This is a genomic window from Hymenobacter gelipurpurascens (assembly GCF_900187375.1).
GTDB classification, from domain to species: domain Bacteria; phylum Bacteroidota; class Bacteroidia; order Cytophagales; family Hymenobacteraceae; genus Hymenobacter; species Hymenobacter gelipurpurascens.
On the sequence record NZ_FYEW01000002.1, the window covers coordinates 894183 to 906324 of the forward strand.

A 12142-nucleotide genomic window follows, 5' to 3' on the forward strand; every position below is an offset into this window, starting at 1 on the left:
TACTGACCCTTATTGCCTTCTTCCTTGTATGCTCTGGTCTGATACGATTGAAACTGACGCGGTTCGCCTGCTTATGCGCGAGCTGCACCCGGTGCCCATGCTTGATGCGCTGCCGCACCTGGCGTGGCTTTCTACCCCCGATGGCACCGTAGTACACTGCAATACAAGGTGGTACAGCTACACGGGCGCGCCAGAGGATGTTCTGACTGACGGAGGCTTTATTGAATACCTGCACCCCGACGACCGGGCCGATGCCGCCGACGCCCACCTGCGCCATTTGCACAACGGCAAGGCCCTGGAGCTGCAGCTGCGGTGGCTAGGCCAGGATGGCCGCTACCGCTGGTACCTCGACCGCGTGGTGCCGCTCTACTCCCACTCCAATGAGCTGCTGGGCTGGCTGGGCACCTCTACCGATATCGATGAGCAGAAGCGCACCGAGATGCAGGAGCGCCGCGGCCGGGAGCTATTTGAGCTGATGGCCCGCGCCACCAACGACCTGATCTGGGACTGGGACATCAACTCGGGCCGCATGTGGTACAGTGAGGAGTTCTGGCAGCTGGTAGGCCATCCTCCGCGCCCCAACACCGAAACCGTGGCCTTCTGGCTCAGCCTCATCCACCCCGACGACCTGGAGCGCGTCACGAGCGGCGTGCAGTCGGACCTTACCACCACGGCCAAGCTGCTGGAATCTACTTACCGCCTGCGCCGCGCCGATGGGGTGTACCTCATCATTCAGGACCGCGCCTGCGTCATTCACGACGCCACTGGCCTACCGGTTCGGATGGTAGGCGCCATGCGCGATGTAACCGACGAGGTGTAGCGCTGAGTAAATAGCGTTGCAGTAAGAAGCCCGTTGCCCTTCTCAGCAGAGAAAGGTAACGGGCTTTTTCGATTTGAATAAAAGCCTTTCTGCTAGGCCACTGGTTTGGCGGCCGGTGCGTACTTTGGGAGCCTATACCGCTGCTACCCTTCTCGCATGGCCCTGCTTCCGCTTCGCTCCAAACTGCCCGATGTGGGCACCAGCATCTTTTCGGTGATGACCCAGCTGGCCCAGGAGCACGGCGCCATTAACCTGGCCCAGGGCTTCCCCGATTATGATCCGCCGCAGTCCTTGCTGGATGCTTTTGCCCGCCACGTAAGTACACCGGGCCACCAGCAATACGCCCCCATGCCGGGGCTGCCGCGCCTGCGCGAGGCCATCAGCCAGAAAACGGCCCATGTATACGACGTACCTGCCCCCGATCCGGCCACCGAAATCACGGTAACCAGCGGAGCCACCGAGGCCTTGTATGCGGTGCTGGCGGCGGTAGTGCACCCCGGCGACGAAGTGCTGGTGCTGGAACCGGCCTACGACTTATACGGCCCGGCCATTCGGCTGCAGGGCGGCGTACCCGTGTACGTGCCCCTCACGCTGCCCGATTTCCGCCCCGACTGGAACCGGGTAGCCGAAGCGCTGTCGCCGCGCACGCGCCTGCTCATGCTCAACACGCCCAACAACCCCACCGGCGCCACCCTCACGCCCGAGGATCTGGATACGCTGGCCGGGCTCCTCCGCGACACCGACACGCTGGTGCTCAGTGATGAGGTGTATGAGCACATGGTATTTGATGGGCAACCGCACCACAGCGTGTTGCAGCACGCGGAGCTACGTGAGCGGGCGTTTGTGCTTTCCTCGTTTGGCAAAACCTACCACGCTACCGGCTGGAAGGTGGGCTACTGCGTAGCTCCGGCGGCCCTTACTACGGAGCTGCGTCGCGTACATCAGTTCGTGACGTTCAGCGTGAGTACGCCCGCCCAGCACGCCCTAGCCGATGTGCTGCCCGATACGAGCCTCTATGAAACGCTGCCGGCTTTTTATCAGCAGAAACGCGACCTGTTTCGGGACTTGCTGGCCCTCACGCGCTTCCGTTTGCTGCCGGTGCAGGGGGCGTATTTTCAGGTAGCCGATTTCCGGGAGCTGGCCCCCGATACCGATGACGTGACGTTTGCCCGCCGCCTTACTCAGGAAACGGGCGTGGCCGTAGTGCCCATCTCGGCCTTCTACCACAACGGGCAAGACCACGGCCTGGTGCGCTTCTGCTTTGCCAAACAAGAAGCCACACTGCGGGCGGCCGCGGCGCGCCTCCTGGCTTCCTGAGGTGTTTATACCACCCAGGCAAGCTACCCGGCACCGCAACAAAACCGGCCCAGTTTGGTAGTAGCCTAGGCCACTGCGGCTTACCTAACTGCCGGAAACTTTTCGGATTACGGCAATCCTTGTTTACTTTCCTTTATCCTTATCACCTGCAACTCTTATCGTTTTGTCTGACCTCACCGTATCCTTTGTGCAGGCCTCGTTACAATGGCACGACCCGCAAACCAACCGCCAGGAGCTAGGCCGGCATATTGAGGGAATTTCCATCAGCACTGACCTGATTGTGCTACCGGAAATGTTCACGACGGGCTTCAGCATGGAGGCTGCGGCCCTTGCAGAGCCAGCCCAAGGGCCTACGTTGCAGTGGATGCGCCAGTTAGCCGCCCAACGCGACGCCGTAGTGACGGGCAGCCTGATTGTGGAGGAAAACGGGCAGTATTTCAACCGGCTATACTGGGTGCGCCCCGATGGCACCTTCAGCCACTACAACAAGCGCCACCTCTTCACGATGGCCGGGGAGCATAAGGTGTTCACGCCGGGCACTGAGCGCCTGATTGAGGAGTGGCGGGGCTGGCGCATTTGCCCCTTGGTGTGCTACGATTTGCGCTTCCCGGTGTGGAGCCGCAACCCGCTCGACCAGCCCTACGACCTGCTTCTGTACGTTGCCAACTGGCCCTCTACCCGCCGCACCGCCTGGATTACGCTCCTGCGGGCGCGGGCCATCGAGAACCTGGCCTACACCATGGGCGTGAACTGCGTGGGTATTGATGGCAACAGCCTAGTGTACGCCGGCGACTCGGCCCTGCTGGATATGCGCGGCGAGTATCTGGTGGAAGTAGGCAACCAGGAAACCAGCATCACCCGCACCCTGCGCCGCGCTGACCTAGACGGATTCCGCGACCGGTTCCCGGCACTGCATGACGGCGACCTGTTTACCCTGATAAACTAGCTAGGCTGTCATTTATTCTGGTATTCCTGGAAACTCAGTGCTTCAAAAAAGCCCCTGCTTCTGGCTAGAAGCAGGGGCTTTTTTGAAGCACTGGGCCTGGTAACTGGCCTAGGGGTGCACTAATGCCATATAGTGCCGCTTATTTCACAACCAGCCTCTTCACGGCCTGCTCTCCCTCCGCAGTTTCGCAGCGAACCAGGTAGATACCGGGCGCTAGGCCAGTAAGGGAGAGTGCGTGCGTGCGTGCTATGGTAGTAGGCTGCCGTAGGGTGCGGCCCATAATATCGAGCAGTGTCAGGCGCACGGGACGCGGGGCTTCAATAGAAACTGTAGTAGTGGCGGGGTTCGGAAATAGCTGCAAGGGCAGCGTAGTAGCGGCATTCTGGTTGCTCAGCACGCGGCTCCGAATTCCGAACGACAGCAGGCCACCTGCTTCCAGCCCCAGGTACAGCTCCGGGCTGCCATCCTGGTTTACATCGGCCACGGCGGGCGCAAACCGGACTTTTGGCACCAGCGTGCCGAAGCGCGCCGCCTGAAACTGGCCTGACAGCGGATCAAAAAACAAATCGGTGCGAGCCAGGAAGGCACCTGTCTGGGCCCGGAAGTTGGAAAATAGCTGCACTTCGCCGGAGCCATCGGCCGTCAACAGATCGGGGTAAGTATCGCCATCAAAATCGGCTACTACAGGGTGCAGGTTGCCCGGCCGTAGGCCAGTGCTGGTCCGGATTCGGCCGTAGTCGTTATTAACCAGGGTGAAGGACAGATTGCCCGTGTTGCGGTAGTAGCGCAAAGAAAAACCCGGGTATTCAGAAACTGCCGTGTTGGTACCGAGCAGTAAATCTACCTGCCCGTCGCCGTCTACATCCGTAAAGTAGGGGGCGTCATTCAGGGCAGCTGGCAGGTTGGCCAGCATGGCAGCTGCGGTAGCGTTGAAAGCCACCGCTTGCCCCGCCGGGGCCGTATTCAGCATATATGTAATGGGCAACGCCACATCGGAGGTGGTACCGACGCTGGTAATCAGGCGCTGAAAACCAGCGTACACCAGATCCAGCGCGCCATCCTTGTTCAGGTCTACCAGCATTGGCTTGATGCCCGCCAGATGCCGTCCGGATAGGCCTAGGTAGTCACTGCTGACCAGCTGAAATACCGGCTTGCTGGCTTTGCCTACATTGCGGTAGTAGCTGAGCGTAGCGCGGTAGGTGTTGTTGGGCGTATTGCGGCTCACGCCACCCACCAGCATATCCACGAGGCCGTCGCCGTTCAGGTCGCCGAAAGCCGGAGCCGCAGCCTCGCCTACATCCAGCATGCCCTCCTGCAGAAACGCATCCGTCTGCAGGCTCAGGGCCGGAGCACCCGTGCTGTTGCCATCGCGGTAGAGGCGCACGGTGCGGCGCAGGTCCACGGTATCGATATTGTTGTAGAGGTTGGGCGCTACCAGCACATCGGGGCGGCCATCGAAGGTGACATCGGCGAGGTAAGCAGCCGGGAAGTTAGGCACCCGGGCCGCCGTAGTTCCCACAGGGAAGCTCGTGTTCAGGCCGGCGGCCGTCATCAGGGCCAGCTGCGGGGTGCCATCGTTGCGCAGGCTCACCAGCTCGGCGCAGTTGTCGCGCCCCGTCAGGATATCCAGGTCGCCGTCGCCATCCAGGTCAAATACCGTCAGGTTGTAGCCGCCGGTGTGGGTGGGGCGCAGCTCCGGGCGGCACTGGGTAGTGGCAAAAGAGAATGTACTACAGCCAGAATGACAGATAGCTACCCCACCCCAATTCTGGGTGTCCAGCACAAACTGCAGACCCCCACAGCCCGTTGTGGTCACGTTGCGGTAGTAGTTGATGCTGGGCGAAGTGGAGGCAAAATCGTAGGTTAGGATATCGAGCCGTCCATCGCCATTTACATCCTGAATGGCCGGCAAATTGTAGCCCCCAGCCGTGATATTGGTATTCCCTCCCGTGAGGGGCGCGGGGTCGAAGTAGGTCAGCTGGTTGGTGACGAGCTGGAACGACGGCCGGCCGCTGGCATCGGCCACGTTGCGGTAAATGCGGATATCCCCACCGTTGGCATATGTGAACAAGTCGGGCCGACTGTCGCAGTCGTAGTCGCGTAGCAGCGCCCAACCTTGTAGGCCAGTCGGAAACAGGCTTTCATACTCCGGCGCATACTGCCAAGCGCGGCCCGTACCGCTGGCCACGTTCAGAAATGTCATGGAGCGCGTGGTGGCCCTGTCGAACACGTAGAGGTCCGGCTGCTGGTCGTTGTTGAGGTCGATGTTAGAAAATTGGGGCGAGTTGAGGCCACCAGCCCAGGCATTGCGCAGGGTATCGGTGCCGTGCACTACTTTTGCAATTGCCCGAAACTCGAACCCAAACGGCTGAATGCCTTGTGCCTTGCCTGTCAGGTTGATTCCGGCCAGCAGCAAGGTGGTGATAACTAGAAGAAACGGTTGTCGCATCAGGGATAAGTATTTTCGGCAATATCTCACTTAGAACCTCAAGATACGCATAATCAGATGGCAGATCTAGCGGCGCTCTACGCGCGGTTTAAGGCTTCAACGGCCGTCAGCACCGACTCGCGCCAGCCTCAGGACGGCACCCTCTTTTTTGCCCTGAACGGCCCCAGCTTCCGGGGCCGCGATTTTGCGCCTCAGGCCCTGGCCGCGGGTGCCCGCCATGCGGTAGTAGACGACGAAACCCTGGCCGCCCAGGACCCCGAGCATTACACGTACGCCCCCGATCCGCTGGTGGCGCTGCAGGACCTGGCCCGTTATCATCGCAGCCAGCTCATTATCCCGGTGCTGGCCATTACCGGCTCCAACGGCAAAACCACCACAAAAGAACTGGTTAATGCGGTTCTGAGTAAGCGCTACCGCGTGCAGTATACCCGTGGCAACCTCAACAACCATATTGGCGTGCCCCTCACGCTGCTCAGCATCCGGGCCGGTGAGCACGACCTTGCTATTGTGGAAATGGGCGCCAACCACCAGGGGGAAATTGCGATGCTATGTGGCCTAGCGTGTCCCACGCACGGCCTCATCACCAACATTGGCAAGGCCCATCTGGAGGGCTTTGGAGGCGAGGAAGGCATTGCCCTGGGCAAGAGTGAGCTGTTCCGGTTCCTGGCTGGTTCGGGCGGTACAGCCTTCGTGAACACGCTGGACCCTCGCCTGCCTGGCCTAGCGGCGGCCGTGCCGCATTCCATCACCTACCCAAATGCTACCGATACGTATCCGGCCACGTTGCTGAGCGCAGCTCCGCAGGTAGTTTTCCGTTTGTTTAATGGCGAGACGGTGGAAGCCCAGATTACCGGCGGCTATAACTTCCCCAACCTAGCCGCTGCCGCCGCTGTTGGTGCCTATTTCGAAGTAGCCAACACCGACATAGAAGCCGCCCTGGCCCGCTACTCTCCCACCAACAACCGCTCCCAGTTGGTGCGCACGGCTCACAACGATGTGGTGCTGGATGCCTATAACGCCAACCCCAGCAGCATGAGCGCGGCCCTGCGCAGCTTCGCTACGCGCCCCGGCAATGCGGCTGATAAGGTGGTAGTGCTGGGGGATATGTTTGAACTAGGCGAGGCCAGTGAGGCCGAACACCGCGAGCTAGGCCACCTGTTGCAAAGCTTGCGCTTTGGAAAAGTGCTACTCATTGGCACGCACATGCAGCACGCCACCACTCAGGCCGATTTCCTGCATTTTGCCACCAAGCCCGAAGCCGCGACCTGGCTCCAGACTCATCCGCTACGAGACCAGCAGGTGCTCATTAAGGGCTCCCGCGGCATGGGCCTGGAGAGCTTGCTGGAACTAGTATAATAACACATTAAAAACAGGAAAGGAGCCTTCGGAAACAAACACAGGTTGTTTCCGAAGGCTCCTTTCCTGTTTTCGGTATAGGTCTAGAACGGGCTTTGCATATCCTGCAGCAACGGCTGCACGGCATCTTTCGGCGAAATGACGGGGTCGGTGAGCTGCCAGTTTATAGCCAAAGCCGGATCGTTCCAGAGGATGCCACCTTCTGAGCTAGGCTGGTAATAGTTACTGCACTTATATAGAAACAGAGTGTCGTCTTCCAGCGCGGCAAAACCGTGGGCAAAGCCCTCGGGGATATAGAGCATATTGAAGCGGGTTGCATCCAGCTCTACGCACACATGCTGCCCATAGGTAGGCGACTCGCGCCGAATGTCTACCACCACATCCAGGGCCCGGCCCTGGGCCACGCGTACCAGCTTGGCTTGCGCATAGGGGGGCTTCTGAAAATGCAGGCCGCGCAGCACCCCACGCATGGAACGCGATTGGTTGTCCTGCACCCACTCCACATCTACGCCCGCGTCACGCATGGTTTTCGCGCTGAATGACTCAAAAAAGGCCCCACGGGCATCCCCGAAAACCCGGGGCGTAAATTCTACAACGCCGGCGAGGGCATGATGCTTTATCTCCATAAAGAGGTACTAATGGCTAATCCGGGAGGTTATTAAGCAGTTTTCAGGGCTAGAGCGGGTGTAGGCTGCACGCTGGCCACTACACGAAGGTACTTATCCAATACAATGCGCTCATCAAATTTTTGCTCGGCCAGCTCGCGGCCGGCGCGGCCCATCTTTGCCAAGGCGGCGTCCGAGAGGCCTAGCACCTGCTGCATTTTGGCGGCCAAGTCCTGGGCATTGCGGACTTCACAGAGCAGGCCATTCTGTCCATCTACCACAGTTTCGCGGCAGCCGGGCACGTCTGTCGTCACGATGGGTTTGCCCATGGCGGCAGCTTCGAGCAGAGTTTTGGGCGTGCCTTCGCGATACGAGGGCAGCACTACGCAATCGGCCTGGGCAATGTGCTCGGCTACGTTGTCGGAGGTGCCCAGGTACTCTATGTTGCCGGCCTGCATCCACTGCTCAAACACGGCCCGCTTCACACCAACTCCACCCGACTCATCAATGCCGCCGAGCAGCTGAATGCGCGTGCCGGGCACGGCCTCGCGCACTAAGCGGGCCGCCTCAAAATATTCTTCCACTCCTTTCTCGTACAGCACGCGCGCAATCATCAGGAAAGTGAAAGGCGTGTTGCGCACGAACTCCGTAGCGGGCCGAAACTTGTTGGTGTCGATGCCGGAGCCGGGCAGCAGATCCGTAATGCCCGGTGCTACCAGGCCGTGCTGCAGGAACAGCTGCCGGTCGTCGTCGTTCTGAAAAAAGATGCGCTTGGGGAAGCGGAACGCGAACCGATACAGGCCTAGCGCCACCTTGCTCACGAAGTTCTTCACAATGAACACCGTACCCAGGCCCGATACGTTATTCACGCTCGGGATGCCCGCCAGCTTAGCCGCGATGCTGCCGTAGATGTTCGGCTTGATGGTGTAGTGCAGCACCACATCGGGCTGCTCGCGCTTATAAATGCGGTAGAAACGGCCGGTTAACTGGGCATCTTTTACGGGGTTGGTGCCTTTGTTTTCCATCAGAATGGGTACAAAGCGGCAGCCAAGTTCCGTTTCCAACCGTGCAGAGTAGTCGTCGGGCGGCGCAATGGCCAGCACCTCGTGGCCCGCATCCTGCAACGCCTTTACTAGGCTGCGTCTGAAATTCCAGATATTCCAACTTGTGTTAATAACGATGGCAACGCGCATTCGGGCAATGATGAAGTGAAACAGGCAATGGGCAGACCAACGCCTCCACAAAGGTAGCGTTCCTACGCACGGCGAAATCTGGAGTTCAGTAGTTTCCCTGGTTTTTACCACGCATCTGCTTGCTAACACCACCGGCCTTACCTTTGCAGCCTATGTCTGCTTCTCTGATTTTGCTGCGCCTGCACCTACTGGTGGTGCTGGCATTTCTTGCGTTTTTCGCCTTCAAGGCGGCCTTATTGCTGCTCAACCGCCACGAGCAGTTACGCACCGTGCGGGCCCGCTCCCGCGTCGCCGACTCCGTACTAGGCCTCTTGATTTTATTTTCCGGCGGCCTGCTACTGGCCTACTACCCAGGCACTACGCCAGGCTGGCTCTGGCTGAAACTCGGGCTGGTGCTGGTGCTACTGCCACTGGCTATTGCGGCCATGCGCCGGCAAAACAAGCCCGGCGTGGTCCTGACGCTGCTGGGGTTTTTCTACGTGTATGGCCTGGCCGAAACCGGCAGCCTCTCCTTGCAGCGCCCGGCCGCGCCAGCCTCTTATGCCGTTACGCCTGGCCTAGCAGAATCCACCGCAACGCCTGACCCGGAGGCTCCGGCTCGTTTAGTCGATGATAGCACCTCAGCCAACACTATTGCCGCCGTTGCAGCGGCGGCAGATGCTGCCGAAAACGCCGATGCCCCCGACGCTGCGCTTACGGCAGGTAAGGCTATTTTCACGCAGCGTTGCACTCCCTGCCACGGTGCTGATGGCCGCCTAGGCCTGAATGGCGCCCGCGACCTGACGAAAAGCAACCTGAATGCCGCCGGTCGCGTGTACATGGTTACCAACGGCAGCTTAAGCAAGAAAATGCCGAGCTTCCAGCAACAGCTCACCGAAGCCCAGATTCAGCAGGTTGTTGCGTATTCTCTTACTCTAAGGTAAGACAGCCGTTGTAGGCCACTTCGGGCGGCTCGTAGTAGCTACCAAGTGGCCTAGCGCCTCTCTCACCTCCCACCAAGACCTCACACATGGCCAATAAACCTTCCTCCAAAGGCCGCCAGCCCGGCAAAAGTACCCGCCACCCCGGCGCCACCGACAACGTCAAAGGCCGCGTAGGCCGCATGCTGGCCAAATCAGAAAAGAATGGCACCTACGAAACCGCCACCGAGGCCGAAACCGCCGTGCTAGTGGCCGTGCCCGACAAACGCCAGGCTGACGCCCGCACCCAGGAATACCTCGATGAGCTGGAGTTTCTGGCCGAAACTGCCGGCGCCACCGTCACCAAGCGCTTCGTGCAGCGCCTCGATAAGCCCGATATCCGCACGTTTGTGGGCGAAGGCAAGCTGGAGGAAATCAGGGCCTACGTAGAGCACACGCAGGCCAGCATGGTGATTTTCGACGACGACCTTTCGCCTTCGCAGCTCCGCAACCTGGAGGCCGAGTTGAAGGTAAAAATCGTGGACCGCTCCCTGCTGATCATCGATATTTTCGCCAGCCGGGCTAAATCAGCCACGGCGCGGGCCCAGGTAGAGCTGGCGCAATACCAGTACCTGCTGCCCCGCCTCACGGGCCTCTGGAGCCACTTGGACAAGCAGCGGGGTGGTGGCGTAAGCCAGCGCGGACCGGGTGAAACCGAGATTGAGACTGACCGACGCGTAGTGCGCGACCGGATAGCCTTGCTCAAGGAGAAGCTCAAGGATTTCGACAAGCAGAGCTCTACGCAACGCAAGGCCCGCACGGGCATTATTCGGGTGGCGCTGGTGGGCTACACCAACGTGGGCAAGAGCACCATCATGAACCTGCTGAGCCGCTCCGAGGTGTTTGCCGAAAACAAGCTCTTCGCCACCGTCGACTCCACGGTGCGTAAGGTGGTGTTGGAAACCACGCCATTTTTGCTGTCTGATACCGTTGGGTTTATCCGTAAGCTGCCCACCCGCCTGATCGAGAGCTTCAAAAGCACCCTCGATGAGATTCGGGAAGCCGATTTGCTGGTGCACGTGGTGGACATTTCGCACCCCACGTTTGAAGAGCAGATTGCGGTAGTCAACGAAACCCTCAAGGATATTGAGGCCGCCGACAAGCCCATGCTACTGGTGTTCAACAAGATCGACCTTTATAACCCCGAGCAGGCGCCCAGCGACCATCCTAATTTTGAGGGGATGAACGAGGACGACGATGCACCCGCCGCCCGCCCGACGCTGGAGCAACTCAAAGCCACGTACATGGCCAAAATGCACGATCCGGTTATCTTCATCTCGGCGCAGGAGCGCGAGAACATTGAGGAGTTGCGGGCCCTGTTGGTACGGCACGTTTCCCGGCTGTATGAGCAGCGCTACCCTTCAGTTCGGCCCATCAGCGAGGATGAAACTGAATAAGCACTAGCACGTAGTTGCTGACTGAAACCCGCCCAATTCAATATTGGGCGGGTTTTTTGTTCACGGCATGTGCTCAAATTGCCTTTGCGCTAACTAAATCCTGTTTTTATCACCATTTATATCGATAATAAGCCTATATATTGATGTATTTTCAATAATTTAGTCAATTCGTTCCCTTGCCATAACCAGCACACCTACACCTAACCGCATGTAGAAGCTTTTCTTCCGCCGCATCTACTCTTTTGTGCATCTCTACCAGGAAACGCGAAAAGGGAGTTTTAGCGCATGAAAAGTTTCTAGGCCTGTTTATCTAAACTGGTCACTTGCCTGAAGGCCCGCCGGCTCTCCAATTAAGAGGAGCCGGCGGGCTTTTCTGTTACTTTACCATGACCCAGGTAATGGCTGGCATCAGGCATTCGGTTCAGGCTGCTGCCCCAAAGCGGCACCGTTGAGCTTACCTTACTTCCCCGATTCCGTAAACCTTTTCCGTAGGCCACAGTAAAGAGGCCTGCCCACCCTTTTCACTCTCTCCCGATGAAGACTTTGTACCTGATGCGTCATGCCAAATCGAGCTGGAGCTTTGATGATCTGACCGACCAGGAACGGCCCCTCAATGGCCGGGGCCGCGACGATGCGCCCACCATGGGTCAGGCTCTTGCCAACCGCAACATTCAGCTAAACCTGCTGGTGTCCTCCCCCGCTGTGCGGGCCCTGAGCACGGCTGCGCTGGTAGCCAAAGAGATAGACTACCCGCACGATAAAATCCAGGTGATAGACCGCATCTACGGGGCCGAGGTGATGGACCTGCTGGACGTGGTGCGCCAGTTTCCGGACGAGGCCGACTCGGTGCTGCTGGTAGGCCACAACAATACGCTCACGGAATTCGCCAACCTTCTCTCGCCGAGCTCCTTGCCGGAGCTGCCTACCGCCGCCATTGTGTGCTTGAAATTCAGCTGCGACCAGTGGGCGGCCATCAACCAGAACAACGCCGAGCTGTACTTCTACGACCATCCGCGCCACGAAAATTAATGCAGCCGTAATGCCCGGCGCGTAAACTAGGAGCGCAATTTGTAGGCCACCTCCGCTGTATCACCACCCCT

10 protein-coding genes are annotated in these 12142 nt (G+C 59.2%); 7 read left to right on the forward strand and 3 right to left on the reverse strand.

Annotated features, from left to right (window positions below; genetic code table 11):
* The first annotated feature begins 28 nt into the window (after window positions 1–28).
* From CFT68_RS15605 to CFT68_RS15615, 3 genes are all read left to right on the forward strand, one after another.
* Window positions 29–820: a PAS domain-containing protein gene (locus CFT68_RS15605; RefSeq protein ID WP_088844460.1), complete on the forward strand. Its 792-nt coding sequence runs from the start codon at window positions 29–31 to the stop codon at window positions 818–820.
* Window positions 821–976: 156 nt separating this feature from the next.
* Complete coding sequence (locus tag CFT68_RS15610; protein ID WP_088844461.1) at window positions 977–2137, forward strand: methionine aminotransferase; 1161 nt, start codon at window positions 977–979, stop codon at window positions 2135–2137.
* A 163-nt stretch (window positions 2138–2300) separates the two neighbouring features.
* Window positions 2301–3083, forward strand: a complete 783-nt coding sequence (locus CFT68_RS15615) for an amidohydrolase (RefSeq protein ID WP_088844462.1) — start codon at window positions 2301–2303, stop codon at window positions 3081–3083.
* A 139-nt stretch (window positions 3084–3222) separates the two neighbouring features.
* Here the strand turns inward: CFT68_RS15615 and CFT68_RS15620 are convergent, their stop codons facing one another.
* Entirely contained in the window at window positions 3223–5532 is a 2310-nt protein-coding gene (locus CFT68_RS15620; RefSeq protein WP_088844463.1) for a T9SS type A sorting domain-containing protein, read from the reverse strand.
* 57 nt (window positions 5533–5589) lie between these two features.
* Between CFT68_RS15620 and CFT68_RS15625 the strand changes: the two genes are divergently transcribed.
* Window positions 5590–6888, forward strand: a complete 1299-nt coding sequence (locus CFT68_RS15625; protein ID WP_088844464.1) for a UDP-N-acetylmuramoyl-tripeptide--D-alanyl-D-alanine ligase — start codon at window positions 5590–5592, stop codon at window positions 6886–6888.
* A gap of 83 nt (window positions 6889–6971) precedes the next feature.
* Here CFT68_RS15625 and rfbC read toward each other — a convergent pair whose 3' ends face one another.
* Together rfbC and CFT68_RS15635 are read right to left on the reverse strand one after the other, a co-directional pair.
* Window positions 6972–7514: a dTDP-4-dehydrorhamnose 3,5-epimerase gene (gene rfbC, locus CFT68_RS15630; RefSeq protein ID WP_088844465.1), complete on the reverse strand. Its 543-nt coding sequence runs from the start codon at window positions 7512–7514 to the stop codon at window positions 6972–6974.
* Between the two features lie 32 nt (window positions 7515–7546).
* Complete coding sequence (locus tag CFT68_RS15635; RefSeq protein ID WP_088844466.1) at window positions 7547–8686, reverse strand: glycosyltransferase family 4 protein; 1140 nt, start codon at window positions 8684–8686, stop codon at window positions 7547–7549.
* A gap of 152 nt (window positions 8687–8838) precedes the next feature.
* On the opposite strand from CFT68_RS15635, the gene CFT68_RS15640 reads away from it, so the two are divergent.
* From CFT68_RS15640 to CFT68_RS15650, 3 genes are all read left to right on the forward strand, one after another.
* Window positions 8839–9609 (forward strand): c-type cytochrome, encoded by a 771-nt coding sequence (locus CFT68_RS15640; RefSeq protein WP_088844467.1) that lies wholly within the window; start codon window positions 8839–8841, stop codon window positions 9607–9609.
* Between the two features lie 179 nt (window positions 9610–9788).
* Window positions 9789–11042: a GTPase HflX gene (gene hflX / locus CFT68_RS15645; RefSeq protein ID WP_245815443.1), complete on the forward strand. Its 1254-nt coding sequence runs from the start codon at window positions 9789–9791 to the stop codon at window positions 11040–11042.
* 534 nt (window positions 11043–11576) lie between these two features.
* Entirely contained in the window at window positions 11577–12071 is a 495-nt protein-coding gene (locus tag CFT68_RS15650) for a SixA phosphatase family protein (RefSeq protein WP_088844469.1), read from the forward strand.
* Window positions 12072–12142 lie beyond the last annotated feature (71 nt).

Bases quoted from the DNA above. Each gene is read 5' to 3' on its own strand.
- CFT68_RS15640 (WP_088844467.1), top strand. From the start codon at position 8,839: ATGTCTGCTTCTCTGATTTTGCTGCGCCTGCACCTACTGGTGGTGCTG.
- CFT68_RS15610 (WP_088844461.1), top strand. From the start codon at position 977: ATGGCCCTGCTTCCGCTTCGCTCCAAACTGCCCGATGTGGGCACCAGC.
- CFT68_RS15620 (WP_088844463.1), bottom strand. From the start codon at position 5,532: ATGCGACAACCGTTTCTTCTAGTTATCACCACCTTGCTGCTGGCCGGA.
- CFT68_RS15650 (WP_088844469.1), top strand. From the start codon at position 11,577: ATGAAGACTTTGTACCTGATGCGTCATGCCAAATCGAGCTGGAGCTTT.
- CFT68_RS15605 (WP_088844460.1), top strand. From the start codon at position 29: ATGCTCTGGTCTGATACGATTGAAACTGACGCGGTTCGCCTGCTTATG.
- CFT68_RS15635 (WP_088844466.1), bottom strand. From the start codon at position 8,686: ATGCGCGTTGCCATCGTTATTAACACAAGTTGGAATATCTGGAATTTC.
- rfbC (WP_088844465.1), bottom strand. From the start codon at position 7,514: ATGGAGATAAAGCATCATGCCCTCGCCGGCGTTGTAGAATTTACGCCC.
- hflX (WP_245815443.1), top strand. From the start codon at position 9,789: ATGCTGGCCAAATCAGAAAAGAATGGCACCTACGAAACCGCCACCGAG.
- CFT68_RS15625 (WP_088844464.1), top strand. From the start codon at position 5,590: ATGGCAGATCTAGCGGCGCTCTACGCGCGGTTTAAGGCTTCAACGGCC.